Raw genomic sequence first — 19,525 nt, 5'->3', positions numbered from 1 at the left:
CGTCGACATACCGTCCCACCGGTGCGTACGTGCCGGGCCGCCGTCGGGGTACGGGGACGGCGGCCCGGACCGCGTCAGAACTGGAGCGACTTGGTCTGGAGGTATTCGGCGAGACCGTGCGGGCCCAGCTCGCGGCCCACACCGGACTGCTTGTAGCCGCCGAAGGGGGCCTGCGGGTTGAACCGGCCGCCGTTGATGTCGACCTGGCCGGTCTCCATCCGGCGGGCGAAGGCGACCGCGGCGTCCTCGTCGGCGCCCCACACCGCCCCGGCGAGGCCGTACACCGTACCGTTGGCGATCCGCAGCGCGTCCTCCTCGTCCTGGTAGCGGATCAGGACCACGACCGGGCCGAAGATCTCCTCCTGCGCGATCGCCATGCCGGGCTCGACGTCCGCGAAGACGGTGGGCCGGACGTAGTAGCCGCGCTCCAGTCCGTCCGGCGCCTCCGGGCCGCCCGCCACGACGCGGGCGCCCTCCTCGACACCGCGCCGGATGTAGCCGCGGACCCGCTCGCGCTGCCTGGCGTTGACCACGGGGCCGAGGCGCTCGCCGGGCACGTACTTGGCGGTGGCGGCCGCGGCGATCGCCACGGCCTCGTCGTAGCGCTCGGCGTCCACCAGCATGCGCGTCCAGGCGCTGCACGTCTGGCCGGAGTTGGCGAAGACGTTGGCCAGGCCGACGTTCACCGCTCGGGCCAGGTCGGCGCCGGGGAGGATGACGTTGGCGGACTTGCCGCCGAGTTCGAGCGCGACACGCTTGACCGCGGATCCGGCGGCGGCGCCGATCCGCCGTCCGACGGCGGTGGAGCCGGTGAAGGACACCAGATCGACGTCCGGGTGCTCGGCGAGCGCCTGGCCCGCGACCGGGCCGAGGCCGGTGACCAGGTTGAAGACCCCGGCGGGCAGCCCGGCCGCGGCCAGGATCTCCGCGAACAGCTGCGCCACGAGCGGGGTGTCCTCGGCGGGCTTGAGCACCACCGTGCAGCCCGCGGCGAGCGCGGGGGCGACCTTGGCGACGATCTGGTGCAGCGGGTAGTTCCACGGAGTGATCGCGCCCACGACGCCGACCGGTTCGTGCAGCACCCGGGAATTGCCGATGCGCTCCTCGAAGGGGTGGGCGGCGGCCAGGTCGGCGTAGCCGGCCATCACGGCGGTGGGCAGGTCGGCGTGCACGGCGGCGGCGAAGGCGGGCGGCGCGCCCAGCTCGGCGGAGACGGTCGCGGCGATCTCCTCCCGGCGCGCGGCCAGCAGGTCGCGGGCGGCCGCGAGGACGCCCGCCCGCCCGGCGGGCGGGGTGGCGGCCCAGCCGGGCAGCGCGGCGCGGGCGGCCCGTACGGCGGCGTCCACGTCCTGCCCGTCCCCGGCCGGGACACGACCGACGACCTGCTCGGTGGCCGGGTCGAGCACCTCGATGAGGCCCTCCCCGGCGGCGGGCCGCCACTCGCCGCCGACGAACAGCGCTTCCCGCCCGGGGAAGACCCCGGCGGGCCGTCCGCTGCCGCCGCCCGCTCCCTGCGCCGCGGGCCGGCCCGCGCCCGCCCCGTCCGCCATGCCGTCCGCCCGCTCACCGTCAGTCATGCTCCACCTGCCGCCTTCCGAGTGCTCGCGTCCGTGCGTCCTGGCCCGGGTGCCTGCGTCCGTGCGCCGGCACCTACGTGCCGGTGTCCGGGTGTCTGTGTCCGACGCCCAAACTAGCGCCGATAGTTTTACGGTGCCAGGGCCCACCGGGTGCTCGTGCCGCCCGGCGCGCCCGGGGGCGTACGCCCGCAGGGCCGAGGGGGACGGCGGCGGCCGGGTCAGTCCGCCGCCTCCACACGTATCGGGAAGCCGTTGAGCACGGCGGTGCCGGAGAGCGGGTCGAGGCGGGTGCCGTCGAGGAGCTGGTTGACGTTCACCCCGGGGTCGCGGGAGGCGGCGGTCAGCCGGGTGCCGGTGCGGTCGTGGCCCCAGCCGTGCGGCAGGCTCAGCACGCCGGGGCGCAGCGTGTCGGTGATCTCGACCCGGGCGGTGATCTCGCCGCCGTCGCCCTTGATCCGGGCGAGCGCGCCGTCGGCGAGGCCGAGCCGGGCGGCGTCGTCGGGGTGGAGCTGCGCGGTGCAGCGGTTGCTGCCGCCGGTCAGCACCGGCACGTTGTGCATCCAGCTGTTGTTGGACCGCAGGTGGCGGCGCCCGATGAGGACCAGGCTCGCCGCGTCGCCGCCGCGTGCCACGGCGGCGCGCAGCCGCGGCACGTCGGCCGCCAGCGGCGGCGCCACCAGCTCCAGCGTGCCGGAGGCGGTGCGCAGCACCTCGGGCAACCGGGGCCGCAGCGCCCCGAGGTCGATGCCGTGCGGGCGGTCCAGGACCCGGGCGAGCGTCAGCCCCTCCGGCGCCGCGCCGAAGCCGTCGCCGTAGGGTCCGAGCCGCAGCATCATGTCGAGCCGCCGCTCGTAGCCGGTGCGCCCCTCCAGCCGCGCGGCCAGCTCGGCCGGGGCGCGGCCGTGCACCGGCGAGTGCGGGTCGGCGGTCTCGGCGGTCAGCCGGCGCTCGACCGCCTGGGCGTCCACGGCGGCGGGGTCGGCGTCCGGCCCGCCCTGGCCCAGGACGGCGAGGATCAGCCGGGCCAGGATCTCCGGCTCGCCCATGGCGCCTTCGGCGAGCGGCACCGCGGGCGGGCTGTAGCGAACGGTGTTGCGCACCGCGAGGGTGCTGAAGGCGAAGTCGTAGTGTGCGCTCTGCGCGGGCGGCGGGGGCGGCAGGACGACGTGGGCGTGCCGCGAGGTCTCGTTGAGATACGGGTCGACGCTGACCATGAAGTCCAGCCCGGCCAGGGCGCGGTCCAGGCGCAGCCCGTCGGGCGCGGACAGCACGGGGTTGGCCGCGACCACGACCAGGGCGCGCAGCCGCCCCTCCCCCGGTGTGTCGATCTCCTCGGCCAGGGCCGCGGCGGGCAGCTCGCCCCTGGTCTCCGGGTGGCCGGCGACCCGGCTGTGCCAGCGGCCGGTCCGGAAGCCCTTGCCGGGGCGCGGCGGCCGGGGCGCCCGTGCGGTCGCCGACAGCGGGAACATCGCACCGCCGGGCCGGTCCAGATTGCCGGTCAGGACGTTGAGCACGTCCACCAGCCAGCTGGTGAGGGTGCCGAACTCGACGGCGGTACTGCCGAGCCGCCCGTACACCACGGCCTTCTCCGCCGCGGCCAGCTCCCGGGCGAGGGAGCGGATGTCGGCGGCGGGCACGTCACAGTAGGCGGCGACCTGCTCGGGCGGGAAATCCGCGGCGAGGGCGCGCAGTTCGTCCAGGCCCGACAGATACGGTGTCAGGTCGCCCGGGTCGGCGAGTCCTTCGGCGAGGATCACCTGCACCAGGGCGAACAGCAGGCCTGCGTCCGTGCCGGGCCGCGGGGCGATGTGCCGGTCGGCGATCCGGGCGGTTCTGGTGCGGTGCGGGTCGATCACCGTGAGCCGCCCGCCGCGCCGCCGCAGCGCCCGGAGCTTGCCGGGGAAGTCGGCGGCGGTGGCCAGACTGCCGTTGGAGACCAGCGGATTGGCGCCGATCAGCAGCAGGTGCCCGGTGCGGTCCAGGTCCGGCACGGGGATGGCGTTGGAGTCGCCGAAGAGGTAGCCGCAGCTGACGTGCTTGGGCATCTGGTCGAGCGTGCTGGCGGTGAAGACGGAGCGGGTGCGCAGCGCGGCCGGCAACTGCGCCGGGTAGAGGCCGCCGGCCATCGTGTGGACGTTGGGGTTGCCCAGGACGACACCGACCGCCTCGCCGCCGTGCGGACCGGTGACGGCGCCGAGCCCGGCGGCGACCGCCGCGAAGGCCTGCGCCCATGTGGCCTGTTCCAGCACGCCGTCACGGCGGACGAGCGGGCGGGTGAGCCGGTCGGGGTCGGCGTCCAGCGCGCCGAAGGAGGCGCCCTTGGGGCAGACGAACCCGGCGCTGAAGACGTCCTCACGGTCGCCACGGCCGTGCGTGACCCGGCCGTCCTCGACGGTCAGGACGAGGCCGCAGGTGGCCTCGCAGAGCGGGCAGATGCGCAGGGCGGTCCGGGACATCGGTGCCCCCTTCCTCTCCTCGGCGACGTCGGCGAGTGTCGTCCTCGACACTACCCACCGGTACTGACAACGGCACCGCCCCGCGGGGTCGCGGACGGTTTCGGGCCGGTGGGCGGTGGGCGGTGGGGCGGTGGCGGTCTCCTCCGGCTCCCGCCGGGATCCGGGCGGGCGCGCGCCTGTCGGGCGGCGAGCGGGCCGCCCCCCGTCAGTCCAGAACCGTCGCCAGGTAGGCCAGCAGCAGCGCCTTCGTCTCGGCGACGAGCTGCGGATCACCCTCCGGGTCGGTGCGGAAGGCCAGTTGCAGCGCGGCGTCCGCCGCCTCCACGGCGACCGTGAGCGCCATCCGCAGCCGCGGGTCGGCGGGGTCGGCGGTGAGGCGGTCGCCGAGCAGTGCGGGGAGCCGTTCGGCGAGGTCGTGGTTGGTCTCGCCGGGCACGCCGAAGTCCAGCAGCGCGAAGCCGGGGGCGGTGCGCTTCATGGCGGTGTACTCGTCGACCAGCACCTCGACGGCGGAGCGCCAGCCGCTCGGGGCGCCGGGCGCGTCGAGCCGGGCGGCGGTCCTGGCCAGGAACTCGTCGAGGTTGCGGTGCGCGAGGGCGTCGGCCATCGCGCGCTTGTCGGCGAAGAAGCGGTAGACCGAGCCGATCGGCACCCCCGCGCGGGCGGCGACGGCCCTGGTGCTGAGCCGCTCGTAGCCGCCTTCGTCGAGGAGGCGCGCGCAGGCGTCGAGGATGCGCTCCAGCCGCTCGGTGCTGCGCTGCTGGACGGGCGTGCGGCGCAGCAGGCCGCCGTCCGCGCCCGGTCGGCCGCCGTCGCCCGTCATCGGGTCAGCTCCCGGCGGCCGCGAGGGCGTCGAAGAGCCGGCGCAGGTCGGTGAGCGCGTCGTCCAGGGCGGTCTGCGGGTCGGCGGCGCGGGCGATGGCCATCGCGCTCTCGCTGAGGCCGCCGTAGAGCAGGGAGGTGAGCGGGTCGGCCGGACGGTCGGGCAGGGCGCCCTTGCGGACGGCGCGGGCGACTCCCCGGCGGGTCAGCTCGCGGCAGTTGTCGTCGAGTTCGCGCATCGACTCCCAGCCGAGGGCGCCGGGCGCGTCGAGGAGGGTGATGCGCTGCACGCCGGGGTCGAGCGAGGCCTCCAGGTAGGCGCGGCAGCTCTCGAAGACGGCTCCCCACGGGTCGGTGACGGTGCGGTAGGCGGCGGTGATGCGCTCGTTGAGGCGTTCCTGCTCGCGGGCGTAGACGGCGGCGAAGAGCTGTTTCTTGCCGGAGAAGTGGTGGTAGAGGGCGCCTTTGGTCACCCCGGCGCGGTCGCAGACCGCGTCCAGGGAGGTGGCGGCGTATCCGGCGGTCGCGAAGAGCGCGCGGGCCGCGGCCAGCAGGTCCTCGACCGTCGCGTCCGAGCGCTCCTGCTGCGTCGGGCGCACCCGGGCCTGCCCCGCGCCGTGTCCGGTCGCCGTACGCGCTGTCGTCACGGCCGTCCTCCTGTCCTGCCCGCCTTGCCGCGCGTGTCGGCGCGACGCCGCCCCCGTCCGTCTCTGATCCGTCCCCCCACCCTAGCCAACGGCACTGCTTGACAGCCACATACCTACGGTATGTATGTTGCGTACCGCAGGTATGTTTCCTTTGCCGAGACCAAGGACGACCATGTCTCCTCCCGCCGGTTCCTCAGGTCCCTCCGCCCCCGCCACCGCCGCGTCCGCCGGCCGGGAGGGCGCCGCAACCACGCCCCCGGACGGCGGCTCCCCGGCGAAACCGGGCACCGTGCTGCTGCTCAGCGCCGGGGCGACCTTCATCGCGTTCCTCGACACCACCGTCGTCAACGTCGCCTTTCCCGACCTGGCCGCGAGCTTCCCCCAGGACAAGGTCTCCGACCTGTCGTGGGTGGTCAGCAGCTACGCCGTGCTCTTCGCGGCGCTCCTGACCCCGGCGGGGCGCATCGCCGACGCCTTCGGCCGCAAGAAGCTCTTCCTCATCTCGCTCACCGGCTTCACCCTCACCTCCGCGCTGTGCGCCGCCGCGCAGAACCTGCCGCTGCTCATCACCGCCCGCGCCCTCCAGGGCGCCACGGCGGCCGGCATGATCCCGGCCGCGCTCGGCCTGCTGCTCGCCACCACCCCGCCGCAGCGCCTTCCCGCGGCCATAGGCGCCTGGGGCGCGGCCGGGTCCATGGCCACCGCGGCGGGGCCCGCGCTCGGCGGCGTGCTGGTCGACGCCTTCGGCTGGCGCGCGGTCTTCCTGATCAACGTCCCCGTCGGCGCCGCCCTCGTCCTGGCGGGCCTGCGCGGCCTGCCCGAACGGACCGGCGCGCAGCGGCGGCTGCCCGACCCGCTGGGCACGGCCGCGGTGACCGCGGGCATCGCGCTGCTGGTGCTGGGACTGACCAAGGGCAGCGACTGGGGCTGGGGCGAGGCCGCCACCGTGGCGAGCGTCGCGGGCGGCGCGGCCCTGATCGCGCTCGCGCTGCTGCGCTCGGCCCGCCACCAGGCGCCGGCCGTGGAGATCTCGCTCTTCCGCAGCCCGGCCTTCGCGGTGTCGTCGGGCGCCGCGGCCTTCACCGGGGCGGCGCTCTTCGCCTGGCTGCTCAGCAGCCCGCTGTTCCTCACCACGGTGTGGCACTACTCGGTGCTCAAGGCCGGTTTCGCCGTCACGCCGGGCGCCCTGACGTCGGCGGTCGCCGCCGTCGCGGTCGGCAAACGGGCCAAGCCGCACCAACTGCCCGCCGTGGTCGCGGTGTCGATGGCGGCGTTCACCGCGGTCGGCGTGTGGATGTACCTCGGCCTCGGGTCGGACGCCCGCTTCCTGTCCCTGTGGCTGCCGATGGGCCTGGTCGGCGGTGCCGCCTTCGGCGGCGCCCTGACCGCCCTGTCCACGGCGGCGGCCCGGTCCCTGCCGCCGCAGCAGTTCGCCTCCGGTGTCGGCATGACGACCACGGCCCGGCAGCTGGGCGGATCGCTCGGCGTGGCCGCGACCGCGTCGGTGATCGCCGCGCACGGACTGGCGGGGCCCCAGGCCTACCGCGACGTCTTCCTCGTCTGCGCGCTGCTGGCCGCGGGCGCCGCCGTGGTGGGCCTGGCCATGGGCCGCACCCTCCCGAAGGAGTCCTGACATGGCCGAGAGAAGCCCTGACGTGGCCCGCACGAACGACCCAGACGCCGGATCCTCCGGCGCGGGCGGCCACCCCACCGAAGCCGCCGACCCGTACTGCCTCGGCGCGGGCGAGAGCGGCGAACTGCTGCGCGGGGCGCCCTGGCGGCGCTTCGCGGTGCTGGGCGACAGCCTCGCCGAGGGCCTGGGCGACCCGCTGCCCGGCTACCGCACGGCGTCCTGGGCCGACCGCACCGCCGAGGCGCTGCGCGCCGCGGCGCCGGGCCTGGAGTATCTCAACCTCGGGACCCGCGGGCTGACGACCACCCAGGTACGGGCGCAGCAGTCCGGTCCGGCGGCCGCCTTCGCGCCGGATCTGGTCGCCGTCGTCTGCGGGGGCAACGACCTGCTGCTGCCGGGCTTCTCCCCCGACGCCGTCGCCGCCGAGATGGACCTGCTCTTCGCCGGGGTCGCCGCTCCCGGCACCACCGTCCTCACCTTCTCCCTGCTCGACGTGACCGCCGCCGTGCCCGAGCTGCGCGGCGGTCCGCTGGAGGAGGGCCTGGCGGTGCTCAACGGCATCGTCCGCGGGGCCGCGCGGCGCCACGGGGCGCTGGTGGTCGAGATGGAGGGCCACCCCGCGGCGGGCGACCGCGACCTCTACAGCGCCGACCTCGTCCACGCCTCCGCCCGCGGCCACGCGGTGATCGCGGCGGCAGTGCTGCGGGAGCTGGGCGCGGCGGTCCCGCGGGCGCGGGACGGGGCGGGCCTGGCACCGGCCTGACAGCCGGAAGGGCCCGACGCCCGAAAGCCGGAGGGGCCCGACGCCGGACCGGCTGACGGGGTGTGACCCGGGCGTACGGCGGGTCGTCGCGAGTTGTCCACAGGGCGCTCGGGCGAGGGTTGCCGTCCTGATTCCTATGGTTCAGCATAGGAATCAGGACGGCAACGCGAGCGGGGAGCGCATCATGGACGACTTCGGCAGGGAAGCCTTCAGCAGCGGCAGCGGCAGCGGCAGCGGCAGCGAGGCGGGCAAGGGGCTCGACTACTCGCCGGGCTTCGGCAACGAGCACAGCAGCGAGGCGGTGCCCGGCGCCCTCCCGGTGGGGCGGAACGCCCCGCAGCGCGCCCCCTTCGGGCTGTACGCCGAGCAGCTCAGCGGCACCGCCTTCACCGAGCCGCGTGCGCACAACCGGCGCAGCTGGCTCTACCGGATCCGGCCCTCCGCCGCGCATCCCCCCTTCCACCGGGTGCCCAACGGCGCGCTGCGCAGCGGCCCCTTCCAGGACGTCGAGCCCGATCCCAACCGGCTGCGCTGGGGCCCGCTCCCGCTGCCCGAGGAGCCCACCGACTTCGTGCAGGGCCTGGTCACCGTGGGGGGAAACGGCGACGTGCTGCGCCGCGAGGGCATCGGCATCCACTGGTACGGCGCCAACCGCCCGATGAGCGGGCGGGTGTTCTCCAGTGCGGACGGCGAGTTCCTGATCGTGCCGCAGCAGGGCGAGCTGCTGCTGCGGACGGAGTTCGGCCGGCTGCGGGCCGAGCCCGGCCAGGTCGCGCTGATCCCGCGCGGTGTCCGCTTCGCGGTCGATGTGCCGGACGGCACCGCCCGCGGCTACGTGTGCGAGAACTACGGCCGCCCCTTCCAACTGCCCGAGCTGGGCCCGATCGGCGCCAACGGCCTCGCCAACGCACGGGATTTCCTCGCCCCCGTCGCCGCGTACGAGGACGGGGACGAGGAGACGGACGTCGTCAACAAGTTCGGCGGCAATCTGTGGGCGGCGCGCTACGACCACTCGCCGCTCGACGTGGTGGCCTGGCACGGCAGCCATGTGCCGTACCTGTACGACCTGCGCCGTTTCAACGTGCTGGGGTCGATCAGCTATGACCACCCGGATCCGTCGATCTTCACGGTGCTCACGTCGCCCTCCGACACCCCGGGCCTGGCCGGCGCGGATTTCGTGGTCTTCGCGCCGCGCTGGCTGGTCGGCGAGGACACCTTCCGCCCGCCGTACTTCCACCGCAATGTGATGTCGGAGTTCATGGGCCTGATCGAGGGTGCCTACGACGCCAAGGCGGAAGGCTTCGTGCCCGGCGGCGCCTCGCTGCACAACATGATGTCCGCGCACGGCCCGGACCGGACCACCTTCGACCGGGCCAGCACCGCCGAGCTGGCACCGCAGCGGGTGGACGACGGCCTGGCGTTCATGTTCGAGACGCGCTGGCCGGTCGTGCCCACCGACTTCGCCCTGTCCGCCGGGCACCGGCAGCCGGACTACGACGCGGTGTGGGAGGGCCTTGAGAGAAACTTCCGGCTGTGACCTCCTTCGCTCCCGATTCCCTGGTGCTGAACCGCAAGCTGCCGCTGTGGTACCAGGTCTCGCAGTCGCTGCGCGCGTCGATACTGGGCCGCCGCCAGGACGACCCGCTGCGGCTGCCGACCGAGGACGCCCTCGCCGGGCACTACGGCGTGAGCGTGCTCACCATGCGGCAGGCGCTCAAGGAGCTGGAGGACGAGGGCCTGATCTCCCGGCACCGCAAGCGGGGCACGTTCATCGAACCGACGGCGCTGCGCGGCGCCCCGGTGCGGCTGCTGGGCTCGGTCGACGCGATCGTGGCGCAGCAGTCCGGCGGGCGCACCGCGGTCTTCCAGCACGGTCCGGCGGCGCTGCCGCCCGAGGTGCGCGAGCACTTCCCGGGACTGGACGAGGCGGTGGCCTTCCGCCGGCTGCGCTGCGACGAGCGGGGCGAGCCGACCAACTGGGCGGAGAACTTCCTCCGTCCGGAGACGGCCGCGGCGATCGACCTGGCCGACCTGGAGCGCTGGCCGATGACCAAGGTGCTCAAGGACGTGCTGGGGGTGCGGATCAGCCGGATCACCGACACGGTGGAGGCGCGGCTGGCCGACCCGGAGACGGCCCGACTGCTGCGGGTGCCGCTGCTCAGCCCGATCCTGCACTACACGGGAGTCACCTACGACGAGTCGGGGCAGGCTGTGGACGTGGTACGGATCCACTACCGGGGAGACCGCTTCTCCTTCACGGTGACGATGGAGGCGCGCTGAGCGGCGTCAGTAGCATGCGTGCGGTGAGCGACAACGCGCCCCTGCTGCACGACCTGATGCCCTGGTCCGTGGCGCCGCTGCGCATCGGCCGCGGCTGGCCGCTGGCACCGGACGCGGCGACGCTGCGCGCGCGCTGGGCGCTGTTCACCGCCGCGGGCGAGCAGGAGCGCGAAGCGCTGCTGCATCCCAGCCGGGCGCGCGGGCTGCACAGCAGGGTCGGCCAGCTGCCGGGGCACCGCACGGCGACGACGGCGCTGGCGCGCGAGGACGGGCCCTGCCCCGAGCCCGTGCCGATCGCGCACGGCGCCTACGACCGGCAGTGGCTGATACCCGATCACCGGCTCATCGACGCCGCCCGGCCCGAGTTGTGGCGGGTGCTGGACGGGCAGCAGGTCTTCGCGGTGGAGCAGGCGTTCCTGCCGGAGGTGGCCGAGCCGCCGGTGTCGTTCGCCGCGCTGCTGCCCGACGGCCGTTCACCGGCGGGCCGTCCGGGCCGGATCCGCCCGCTGTTCCGGCAGCCGGGCGGCCGGGACCCGAATCTCGCACCGGGCCTGACGCAAGCGCTGTCCGCGGCCTACGGGACCGAGGTCACGGCGTACGACGTGCTGGCCTGGGTCGCCGCCGCCGGGTACGCGGCGCCCGAGGGCTGCCGGGTGCCCCTTCCCGCGGATGCCGGGCCGTGGCGGGAAGGGGTGGCGCTGGGCGAGCGGCTGGTGTGGCTGCACACCCGCGGCGCCCGTTTCGCCGACCCCGCCGCGGGCCGCGACCCCGGCGGGCCCCGGCTGCCCGGCGGCAGCCGCCCCTACGTCCGCGCGCCGCTGCCCGCGGCCCCCGGGCCCGACGAGCTGGAGTACGACCCGGAGCAGCGCGAGCTGCGGATCGGCGCGGGCCGCGTCTCGCCCGTCTCCCCCGCCGCGTGGCAGCGCACGGCGGGCGGGGTGCGGGTCCTTCAGGCCTGGTGGGAGCGGCGGACGGCGCCGGGCGCGCCCGGCTCGCTGGAGGCGCTGCGCCCACCGCCGTGGACCAGGTCGAGCACCTCGGAGCTGCTGGAGACGATCAGCGTGCTGACACTGCTCGCCGAACTGGACGGCGAACGCCGCGAGCTGGCCGGCCGTCTCGCCCCGCGACCGGGGCAGGGCGAGGTCGGGCGGGGCCGGGACGGGGTGGGTACGGCGGCGCTGCGGGAGGCGGGCGTGCTGCCGGTGCCGGCGGCCAGGCGCCGCCCCGCGTCCGTACTGGACCACCGGGAAGAGGGTCCTGACGGGCAGTTCGCACTGGTGTGAGCGCGCCGGGCGGGCAGGGAAGCGGGGAGAGCGCGGCCCGGGGCGCCGGACGGCCCGCGGGGAGAGGCGGGCACGGCAGGGTACGAACAGCGGGGGTCGGGGCAGCCCTGCGCACGGCAGCCGCGTCCGCGGACCGGCACCGTACGCGAACGGCGGCTGCTCAGTGGCAGCGGGAGGCGGTCAGCGGCGGTTGCCGAACAGCGACCTGCGCAGCCGGCGCAGCGGGGCGAAGAGCGAGACCCTGGCCCCGCGGTTGGCCGTGGCGTGGCTCACGGGACGCGACGTCAGCTCACGCATGAGCACGGTCGCCTCCTCGGCCTCGCGCTGGGGGACGGCGGGACCGGCCAGTATCGACAGATGCCGGTCGAGCCGCGCGCTGGACGCGCCCGTCCCCGCGTTGATGGCAGGCACTCTGGGCCTGCTCCGCATCGCTATCTGTTCCATGACTCTCCCCACCCTGACGAGGGCTCCCGGCACGGGCAGGCTAAACCCTATCGCCCCGCCGCGTCACCCGTGCATCCCCCGTCCGACCATGATGCCCGATTCACCACCGCTTCAAGGGTGTTGACGCCTTCTCGGCAGCGTCGCGCACCGTCACCCACCACGGTACCCGCCGGTCGGGGGTGCGCGCGCGGCCCGCCCGGAGGGCTTCGGGTCCCCTCGCGAGGATCCGAAAAGCGCTGGGCCGATCGGGTGGTTCTGACAGATCATGGCCCCATGTCCGTGACATCCGGCGAGCCTGGGGGGCATGTGCCGCCCGCCACCCCAGCAGCATCCGCGGCGGAGTCCGGGCGGGCCGCGGGCCCGACCGCGCCGCACCGCGCCCTGCCCCTCCACGTGGGCCTCGACGACAGCGATTCACTCTCCGACGTGGTCGACGCCCTCTTCATGGGCCGTTTCGCCGCCGGTGAGCAGCCGTTCGCGCGCGGCGCCGCCCTGGACAGCGTCAAGCCCGGCCGCACCCTGCTGCCGCCGGACGCGACCGTGCTGCGGCAGGCCCGCGCCAAGGACCGCAGCGCCACCCTCGCCGAGGGGGACGGCTGGACGGTCCTGGTCTCACGCTGGAGCCGCGGCGCCGACGTCACGGTGACCGCCGTGACCGACGAACTGGCCGAGCAGATCCTCGGCTCGGCCGTGGAAGGCGCCGAGGACACGCCCGAACCGGAGCCGGAGAGCGTCACCATGGGCTTCTGGTACGTCTCGCAGCGCCGCGGCCCGCACCGGACGACCCGGCAGATCGCCGCCGCCCCCTGGGAGGAGCTGCGCGGCAACTACACCGCGAAGGTCGCCGAGGCGATGGACGGGCTGATGAAGACCGGCGCCGACGACATCACCGGCCGGCTGCTGCTGCTCCACGGCCCGCCCGGCACGGGCAAGACGTCGGCGCTGCGCACACTGGCCCGCTCGTGGCGCGACTGGTGCCAGGTCGACTGCGTGCTGGACCCCGAGCGGCTGTTCAACGACATCGGCTACCTGATGGACATCGCGATCGGCGAGGACGAGGGCGCCTCCGGCGGCCGCTGGCGCCTGCTGCTGCTGGAGGACTGCGACGAGCTGATCCGCGGCCAGGCCAAGCACGCCGCGGGCCAGGCCCTCTCCCGGCTGCTCAACCTCACCGACGGGCTGCTCGGCCAGGGCCGCAACGTCCTGGTGGGCATCACCACCAACGAGGACCTGGAACGCCTGCACCCCGCGGTCGTCCGCCCCGGCCGCTGCCTGGCCAGGATCGAGGTCGGCCCGCTCTCCCGCGAGGAGGCGGCCGGCTGGCTCGGCACCTCCGAGGGCATCGGCCGCGACGGCGCGACACTCGCCGAGCTGTACGCGCTGCGCCGCGGCACCAACCCGGCGCTGCGCCCGGCCCCGCAGGCCGCCGACGGGCTCTACCTGTAGCGGGTCACTCCCCGGCGTCCCCGTAGGCCGCGCGCAGCGCCTCGTGCACGGCGGCGAGCGAGGCAGCGCGGTCCAGACCGAGACGGCGGGCCCGGTCGACGTACGAGGCGGCCGCGGCGGCGACCTCGCGGGCCAGGGCGTCGGCCGCGGCCACGTAGGTGCCGTGCCGTCCCCGGGTCTCGATCACCCCGTCGGCCTCCAGCGCCCGGTAGGCCTTGGCGACCGTGTTGGCCGCCAGCCCCGACTGCTCGGCCAGCCCTCGCACGGTGGGCAGCTTGTACCCCACCGGCAGCCTCCCGGCCCGCGCCTCGTCCGCGATCTGCCCGCGCACCTGCTCGTACGGCGGCACGGCCGAGGCCGCGTCGATGGTGATCTCCAGCGTCATACCGGGGATCCTGGCACAGCCCCGCCCGGGGCCGGAGCTTTCAGGACGCGAAGTCCGCGGCCGGCGAGGCCGTCCCGGCGCCGGCCGCGTGGACCGAGATCTCCAACGCCGCGACCCACCTCCCCGGAGCCGCCTTCCTCGTGGCGGTGATTCCCGACGGGGACCCGGACTCGGAGCCGACCGTCCATATCCGCGACGCCCGGGGTTCAATTACGGGACAGCCCACAGCGCCATCGAAAACGACGCCCAACCACTGTAAAGCGGGTCATCCGCCTGCCGGGCACGCCTGGTCCCGTCGTCAAAGGGTGAGGGGCCTTTGGCTCCCTTCTGGTGAGGGCGCACTTACGATGGGCCGATGAGCAGGTACGCAGAGGTCATCGTCCTGGCGCGAGAAGCAGAAGGAGTCATGGAGCCCCTTACCCGCCCTGACGAGGGCCGGGACTGGCGCGAGTGCTTCACGCGCGTGGACGACGGCATGTTCGATGGGTCGCATGTGCCGTCCCGGAGGTGTTACGCGTGGGTTGTTCAATTTACCCGCCACGACTGGCGCGGATTGCTGAGCCATCTTGAGTCGTTGGCTTGGCCGGATCCGCATTCCGTTCAAGTTCTCGTTCGCGACGAGAACGATGACTGTTTCGGTCTGTGGATGATTCATGACGGCAAGCTGGTCGAGGTGCCGCTGCCACGCACAGAACGAGACCCGTTCGAATGGTCCGTTACCGGGGTTCTCACGAGGACCGACCGTCCCGCCGAAGAGTCTCATTAGGATCTGGTGGCGGAGTTGGGGCCGGTGTGGCAGGCCCAGCGCGATGCGGAGCTGTGTGCACACGGTTCCCGTCGGCGATGCCCAGCCCGAACGTGGCGCGTCCGACGTGCTCGCAGGGCTCACTGCTGCCGCCTCCGTTCCGCGTCCCGCACGTCGCGAAGGGGGCGTCGTCTCAGGTGCCCGGCGGTTCCGGGGCCGCGAGTGTGGCCGGGAGGACGGCGGTGGGGCCGAAGCGGTGGCGGGCGCGGTCGGCGGCCGCCTCCAGGGCGCGGGCGCGGTCCTCGGCGGGGTCCATGCTGAGCTGGCGGTGGGCGGCCTCGCGCGGGGCGAGCCGGTCGGCGCGCAGGGCGAGGGACCGTACCCGGGCGCGTTGCAGGCCCAGCGAGGCGAGGATGCCGAGGGCCGCGGCCGCCAGGTCGGGTGAGTGGTCGGTGGGTTCGGGCAGGGCGCGGGTCCGGGTGGTGGAACTGCGGTCGGCGTAGCGGACGGTGAGGGTGAGGCCGCCGGTGACCTGGTGTTCGGCCCGCAGCCGGCGGCCGAGCTGTTCGGCGAGCCCGAGGACGCCCTGGTGGTGCCGGCCGGGGTCCAGGCAGTCCCGCGCGTAGTGGAGGTCGGCGGCCAGCTGGGCCGCGGGCGCCCGGGGGGTGACCGGGCGGGGGTCGCGGCCGCGGGCGCGTTCGGCCAGCAGCCGGGCCGGGCCCGCGCCCAGGATGCGCTGGAGGGTCGCCGGGGGGAGGTCGGCGACCTGGCCGACGGTGTGCAGGCCGTAGCGCCCGAGGGCGGCGGCGGTGGCCTGGCCGACGCCGGGCAGCGCGGTCAGCGGGCGGGGGCGCAGCCAGCGGTCCATGGCGTCCTGGTCGCGCGGGATCTGCGTGGTCTGCCGCGGCTGCGACGCCGCCGCCATCGCGGCGAGCATCCGGTTGCCCGCGAGACCGGCGCTGCTCGCGATGCCGTAGAGCGCCATGAGCCGCATCCGGGCCATCTGGAGCAGTTCGTAGGGGTCCTGGCCGAAGTAGCGCAGTGCCGAGGTCAGGTCGAGCTGGACGGCGTCGGGCGGGAAGGCCTGGACGTGCGGGGTGATGTCGCCGAGCAGCGCGAGTGCGGCAGCGTAGCGTCCGTCGTCGAGCGTGCCGTGCAGCCGCAGGTGGGCGATGTGCCGCGGGCGCGGACCGGCCGGGACCGTACGGCCGGGGGCGGCCTGCGGGCCGGCGGGGACCTCCCCGGCGGCGGACGGCGCAAAGAGCCGAGGGCCGGGATCCGTCCGGCCCGCGGGCCACGGCGACAGCGGCGCGGCAGGGGCAGGGGCAGGGGCAGGGGCAGGCTGCGCGTCCGGACCGGACTCCCGGCGAAGCCCGGGACGCGGCCCCGGATCCGTGTCCGCGACCGGCTCCGCGAACGGCTCCGCGCGGAGTCCCGGGCGGCGGGGCGTACGCGTCATCCCGCGCTCCCCGGGCTGCGGTGGCCGAGGCGGCGCAGGTCGGCGGTGCGGGTGCCGGCGGGCTGGAGGTCGGCGTAGGGGTGGAGGCGGGCACCGGCCGTGCCGTGTTCCAGGGTGCGGCCGGGGGGCTGCGCCGGGGTGGGCTGCGGGCCGTCCGCGCCGAGCAGCGCGAGCGCGGCCTCGGGCCCGTCGTCACGCCGGGTGGCGGCGACCTTCTCCAGGTCCCAGGCCATGGTGCCGACGACGGTGCGGCGGGTGCCGCGGACCTGGACCGTACCGCGCACCAGCAGCAGCCCGGAGTGGAAGACGGTGTGCGCGCAGGCCTCGTGGGAGTCCTCGAAGAAGGCCAGGTCCACCAGTCCGGAACCGTCCTCCAGGGTGACGAAGATGATGCGCTTGCCGCTGGCGATCGGCGGGGTCTGGGTCGCGGCGCGCACCCCGGCGACCAGGACCTGGCGGCCGGCCGGGAGGGCGGCGAGGTGGGCGGCGTCGGTCGCGCCGATCTCCCGCAGCAGCCGGTGGTGGTGCTCCATCAGGTGCCGGGAGACGTCGATGCCGAGGGCGTCCAGCTCCGCGCCGAGGGCCTCCCGGCCGGTCAGCTCGGGCACCCCGCTGGGGTCGGAGCCGCCGATCGCGCCCGCGTCCAGCGGCAGCTGGCCCTCGCCCGCGGTGCGGACGCGGGACTGCCGGTGCAGCTCGGCGATCTGCAGCAGCAGGTCGCGCCGGGTGAGCCGGCCGTCGTGCAGCGCGTCGAGCGCGCCGATCTCGGCGAGCCGCTCGGCGACCGGGCGGCTGGGGCGGCCGCGCTGCCAGAGGTCGGACAGCGAGGCGTACGGGCTGCCCGCGGCGATCCGTTCGCACTCCTCCGCGGTGATCCCGCGGACCCCGGACAGGGCGAGCCGCACCCCCCAGCGCTCCCCCTCGGCGCGTTCCACGACGTGTCCGGGCCGGGAGCGGTTGACGTCGACGGGCAGCACGGGCACGCCGCCCCGGCGGGCGTCGGCGACGATGACGCGCTTGGGCCACATGCCGGGGTCGTGCTCCAGCAGGCCCGCGAGCAGGAAGGCCGGGTGGTGCGCCTTGAGCCAGGCGGACTGGAGGGCGGGGACGGCGAAGGCCACGGCGTGCGCGCGGCAGAAGCCGTACGCGCCGAAGGACTCGACGGTGGCCCACACCTCGTCGCGGACCCCGGCGGAGAAGCCGCGGGCGGCGGCGGCGCGGTGGAACCACTCCTTGATCATCGGCAGGTGCTCCTTGTCGCCGAGCAGCCGGCGGCCCACCTCGGCGCGGTCCCGGCCGCAGCCGGTCATGACGTCCAGCGTCTCGATGACCTGCTCGTGCCAGATCGTCACGCCGTAGGTGTCGGCGAGGACGGGCTCCAGGGCCTCGTGGGCGTAGTGCGGGTCGCCGCCGTGCCGGGCGGCGATGTAGCGCTCGGGCATGCCGCCCTGGACGGGGCCGGGCCGGAAGAGGCTGATGTCGGCGATGACGTCCTGGACGTCCCGGGGCTGGAGCCGGGAGAGCAGGTCCTGCTGGCCGGGCGACTCCAGCTGGAACATCCCGATGGTGTTGCTGGCCTGGATGAGCTTGAAGGCGAAGACGTCGTCCAGCGGGACCTGCCGCGGGTCGTCCAGGTCGATCCGGTCGCCGGTGGCGCGCTCGATCTCGGCGACGGCGTGCGCCATCGCGGACTGCATCCGCACCGCCAGCACGTCGAGCTTGATGTTGCCCAGCGCCTCGACCTCCTCCTTCGCCGCCATCGCCATCGGGTAGTCGCCCTGCGGGGTGGGCTGCACCGGCAGCCGGTCCAGCAGCGTGGCGTCGCTGATGATCACCCCGCACGGGTGCATGGCCATGCCGTGGACGAGCGAGTCCAGGCCCTCGGCCAGCTCCCACAGCGGGCCGTAGCGGGGCGCCTCGGCGGCGAGGGCGCGCAGCTCGGGGAGTTCGGCGAGGGCGCCGGTGATGTCGGACGCGCGCAGGTGCGGGAAGCTCTTGGCGATGCGGTCCACCTCGTGCGGCGGGATGCCGAGCGCGAGCCCGGTGTCGCGCAGCGCCCGGCGGGCCCGGTAGGTCTCGGGCATCGCGGTGACGGCGACGCGCTCGTGCCCGAAGCGGCGGAAGACCGCGTCGTACGCCTCCAGCCGCCGCGCCGACTCCACGTCGATGTCGATGTCGGGCAGGTTCCGGCGGCGCTCGCTGAGGAAGCGTTCGAACAGCAGGTGGTGGTCGAGCGGGTTGGCGGTGGCGATGCCGAGGGCGTGGCAGACCATCGACCCGGCGCCCGAGCCGCGCGCGGCGACCCGGATGCCCAGCTCGCGGATGTCGGTGACGACCTGCCCGACGGCCAGGAAGTACGAGTCGTAGCCCAGGCCGCCGATGATGCCCAGCTCGCTCTCCAGCCGCTCCCGCGCCGCCGGTTCGCGGTCCAGGCCGCGCCGTTCCAGGCCCGCGGCGCAGCGCCGCCGCAGCTCGTCGCGCGCCCCGCCGGGCGGGGCGCCGACGACCTCGGCCTCGGGGAAGTGCCGGGCGCCGAGTCCGAGGTCCGCCTCCGGGTCGAGGCGGCAGGCGGCGGCGGTCGCGGCGGTGTCGGCGAGCAGCCGCCCGGCGCGGCGGGGGCCCGCGCCGGCGCATTCGGCGATCCGCTGCGCGATCCGGGTCATCTCCGGCTCGTCCTTGAGCCAGCGCTCCCCGCCGTCCAGGCGCCGCCGGTCGACGGGCCGCAGCAGCCGGGCGGCGTCCAGGACGTCGGCGAGCCGGTGCTGCGCGGGGTCGGCGTAGCGGACGGCGTTGGTGAGCACCACGGGCGTACGGGTGCGGTCGGCCAGCGCGAGGGTACGGGCGGCCAGCCGCAGCGAGCCGGGTCCGGTGCCGGGCCTGCCGTGCACGACCGCCTCAAGCCGCAGGCCCTCCGTGCCGAAGACCTCCCACCAGGGCCGCAGCAGTGCCACCGCGACGTCCTCCCGGCCCGCGGCCAGCGCGCGCACCGGCTCGGACACCGGCCCGAGCAGCGCGGTCAGCCCGGCGCCGCCGTGCTCGCGCAGCGCCTCCCACGGGACCTCCACGGGCGCCGCGCCGGAGGCGGTGCCCGCGTGCGCCGCCGAGGTGATCCGGCACAGCCGCGCCCAGCCCTCGCGGTCGCGGGCGAGCAGGGTGAAGCGCAGCGGCGGTTCGAGGACGTGCGCCCCGCCGCGTACGGGGGTGCGCCGGGGCCCGGCCGCCGGTGCCGTACCGGGTCCGGGCGGTGTTCCGGGGCGCGTGCCGGGCGGGGGCGGGGCGAGCGGGCGGACGGCGAGGTCGATGCCGAAGACCGGCCGGACGCCGTGTTCGGCGCACGCCCGCGCGAAGCGGACCGCGCCGGTCACGGTGTCCCGGTCGGTCAGCGCGAGGGTGCCCATGCCGCGCTCGGCCGCCCGCGCGGCGAGCTGCTCGGGGTGCGCGGCGCCGTACCGCGCGGAGTAACCGGATGCGACATGCAGATGCGCGAAGCCCGCCATGTCGCACCTCCACTGCCCCACCCCTTTTCGGCCAGTCGTCCGATCGCCTCTCGTACGTTCGTTCGATTAGCGTATCGCGGTTGCCCCA

15 protein-coding genes are annotated in these 19,525 nt (G+C 75.4%); 7 read left to right on the top strand and 8 right to left on the bottom strand.

The window, feature by feature from the left end; all coding sequences use genetic code 11:
• Positions 1 to 74: 74 nt before the first annotated feature.
• From ACWERV_RS17740 to ACWERV_RS17725, 4 genes are all read right to left on the bottom strand, one after another.
• Positions 75 to 1,577, bottom strand: a complete 1,503-nt coding sequence (locus ACWERV_RS17740; protein WP_452933764.1) for an aldehyde dehydrogenase family protein — start codon at positions 1,575 to 1,577, stop codon at positions 75 to 77.
• Between the two features lie 218 nt (positions 1,578 to 1,795).
• Positions 1,796 to 4,033: a molybdopterin-dependent oxidoreductase gene (locus tag ACWERV_RS17735; RefSeq protein WP_452933762.1), complete on the bottom strand. Its 2,238-nt coding sequence runs from the start codon at positions 4,031 to 4,033 to the stop codon at positions 1,796 to 1,798.
• Between the two features lie 205 nt (positions 4,034 to 4,238).
• Positions 4,239 to 4,856, bottom strand: coding sequence for a TetR/AcrR family transcriptional regulator (locus tag ACWERV_RS17730; RefSeq protein WP_398188791.1), 618 nt, complete (start codon positions 4,854 to 4,856; stop codon positions 4,239 to 4,241).
• Between the two features lie 4 nt (positions 4,857 to 4,860).
• Complete coding sequence (locus ACWERV_RS17725; RefSeq protein WP_398188788.1) at positions 4,861 to 5,502, bottom strand: TetR/AcrR family transcriptional regulator; 642 nt, start codon at positions 5,500 to 5,502, stop codon at positions 4,861 to 4,863.
• Positions 5,503 to 5,674: 172 nt separating this feature from the next.
• Here ACWERV_RS17725 and ACWERV_RS17720 point away from each other — a divergent pair, with 172 nt between their 5' ends.
• The 5 genes from ACWERV_RS17720 to ACWERV_RS17700 all read left to right on the top strand — a co-directional run bounded on the left by ACWERV_RS17720 (position 5,675) and on the right by ACWERV_RS17700 (position 11,461).
• Positions 5,675 to 7,135 (top strand): DHA2 family efflux MFS transporter permease subunit, encoded by a 1,461-nt coding sequence (locus ACWERV_RS17720; RefSeq protein WP_452933760.1) that lies wholly within the window; start codon positions 5,675 to 5,677, stop codon positions 7,133 to 7,135.
• Position 7,136: 1 nt separating this feature from the next.
• Positions 7,137 to 7,898, top strand: coding sequence for an SGNH/GDSL hydrolase family protein (locus ACWERV_RS17715; protein ID WP_452933758.1), 762 nt, complete (start codon positions 7,137 to 7,139; stop codon positions 7,896 to 7,898).
• A gap of 184 nt (positions 7,899 to 8,082) precedes the next feature.
• Positions 8,083 to 9,435, top strand: a complete 1,353-nt coding sequence (hmgA, locus tag ACWERV_RS17710; protein WP_452933756.1) for a homogentisate 1,2-dioxygenase — start codon at positions 8,083 to 8,085, stop codon at positions 9,433 to 9,435.
• Positions 9,432 to 10,178, top strand: a complete 747-nt coding sequence (locus tag ACWERV_RS17705; protein WP_452933754.1) for a GntR family transcriptional regulator — start codon at positions 9,432 to 9,434, stop codon at positions 10,176 to 10,178. Before hmgA ends, ACWERV_RS17705 begins: the two co-directional genes overlap by 4 nt.
• A gap of 14 nt (positions 10,179 to 10,192) precedes the next feature.
• Positions 10,193 to 11,461, top strand: a complete 1,269-nt coding sequence (locus ACWERV_RS17700; RefSeq protein WP_452933752.1) for a type ISP restriction/modification enzyme — start codon at positions 10,193 to 10,195, stop codon at positions 11,459 to 11,461.
• Positions 11,462 to 11,641: 180 nt separating this feature from the next.
• Here the strand turns inward: ACWERV_RS17700 and ACWERV_RS17695 are convergent, their stop codons facing one another.
• Positions 11,642 to 11,905 (bottom strand): hypothetical protein, encoded by a 264-nt coding sequence (locus ACWERV_RS17695; protein ID WP_398188769.1) that lies wholly within the window; start codon positions 11,903 to 11,905, stop codon positions 11,642 to 11,644.
• A 273-nt stretch (positions 11,906 to 12,178) separates the two neighbouring features.
• Here ACWERV_RS17695 and ACWERV_RS17690 point away from each other — a divergent pair, with 273 nt between their 5' ends.
• Complete coding sequence (locus ACWERV_RS17690) at positions 12,179 to 13,351, top strand: DUF5925 domain-containing protein (protein ID WP_452933750.1); 1,173 nt, start codon at positions 12,179 to 12,181, stop codon at positions 13,349 to 13,351.
• 4 nt (positions 13,352 to 13,355) lie between these two features.
• On the opposite strand, the gene ACWERV_RS17685 is transcribed toward ACWERV_RS17690, so the two are convergent.
• Positions 13,356 to 13,736, bottom strand: a complete 381-nt coding sequence (locus ACWERV_RS17685) for a GntR family transcriptional regulator (RefSeq protein WP_398188763.1) — start codon at positions 13,734 to 13,736, stop codon at positions 13,356 to 13,358.
• Between the two features lie 355 nt (positions 13,737 to 14,091).
• Between ACWERV_RS17685 and ACWERV_RS17680 the strand changes: the two genes are divergently transcribed.
• Positions 14,092 to 14,502, top strand: coding sequence for a hypothetical protein (locus tag ACWERV_RS17680; RefSeq protein ID WP_452933748.1), 411 nt, complete (start codon positions 14,092 to 14,094; stop codon positions 14,500 to 14,502).
• A 172-nt stretch (positions 14,503 to 14,674) separates the two neighbouring features.
• Here ACWERV_RS17680 and ACWERV_RS17675 read toward each other — a convergent pair whose 3' ends face one another.
• Both ACWERV_RS17675 and ACWERV_RS17670 read right to left on the bottom strand, forming a co-directional pair.
• The gene (locus ACWERV_RS17675) at positions 14,675 to 15,655 is read right to left on the bottom strand and encodes a DNA polymerase Y family protein (RefSeq protein WP_452933865.1); all 981 of its coding nucleotides are present in this window, start codon (positions 15,653 to 15,655) and stop codon (positions 14,675 to 14,677) included.
• A 281-nt stretch (positions 15,656 to 15,936) separates the two neighbouring features.
• A complete protein-coding gene (locus ACWERV_RS17670) occupies positions 15,937 to 19,437 on the bottom strand; it encodes a DNA polymerase III subunit alpha (RefSeq protein ID WP_452933746.1) in 3,501 nt (1,166 codons plus the stop codon).
• Between the last annotated feature and the right edge of the window lie 88 nt (positions 19,438 to 19,525).

This window comes from Streptomyces sp. NPDC004031 (assembly GCF_053604375.1).
Note: the sequence above shows the minus strand (reverse complement) of the source record. Positions and strands in the feature narration are given on the sequence as shown.

Bases quoted from the DNA above. Each gene is read 5' to 3' on its own strand.
- ACWERV_RS17740 (WP_452933764.1), bottom strand. From the start codon at position 1,577: ATGACTGACGGTGAGCGGGCGGACGGCATGGCGGACGGGGCGGGCGCG.
- ACWERV_RS17735 (WP_452933762.1), bottom strand. From the start codon at position 4,033: ATGTCCCGGACCGCCCTGCGCATCTGCCCGCTCTGCGAGGCCACCTGC.
- ACWERV_RS17730 (WP_398188791.1), bottom strand. From the start codon at position 4,856: ATGACGGGCGACGGCGGCCGACCGGGCGCGGACGGCGGCCTGCTGCGC.
- ACWERV_RS17720 (WP_452933760.1), top strand. From the start codon at position 5,675: ATGTCTCCTCCCGCCGGTTCCTCAGGTCCCTCCGCCCCCGCCACCGCC.
- ACWERV_RS17715 (WP_452933758.1), top strand. From the start codon at position 7,137: ATGGCCGAGAGAAGCCCTGACGTGGCCCGCACGAACGACCCAGACGCC.
- hmgA (WP_452933756.1), top strand. From the start codon at position 8,083: ATGGACGACTTCGGCAGGGAAGCCTTCAGCAGCGGCAGCGGCAGCGGC.
- ACWERV_RS17700 (WP_452933752.1), top strand. From the start codon at position 10,193: ATGCGTGCGGTGAGCGACAACGCGCCCCTGCTGCACGACCTGATGCCC.
- ACWERV_RS17695 (WP_398188769.1), bottom strand. From the start codon at position 11,905: ATGGAACAGATAGCGATGCGGAGCAGGCCCAGAGTGCCTGCCATCAAC.
- ACWERV_RS17690 (WP_452933750.1), top strand. From the start codon at position 12,179: ATGTCCGTGACATCCGGCGAGCCTGGGGGGCATGTGCCGCCCGCCACC.
- ACWERV_RS17685 (WP_398188763.1), bottom strand. From the start codon at position 13,736: ATGACGCTGGAGATCACCATCGACGCGGCCTCGGCCGTGCCGCCGTAC.
- ACWERV_RS17680 (WP_452933748.1), top strand. From the start codon at position 14,092: ATGAGCAGGTACGCAGAGGTCATCGTCCTGGCGCGAGAAGCAGAAGGA.
- ACWERV_RS17670 (WP_452933746.1), bottom strand. From the start codon at position 19,437: ATGGCGGGCTTCGCGCATCTGCATGTCGCATCCGGTTACTCCGCGCGG.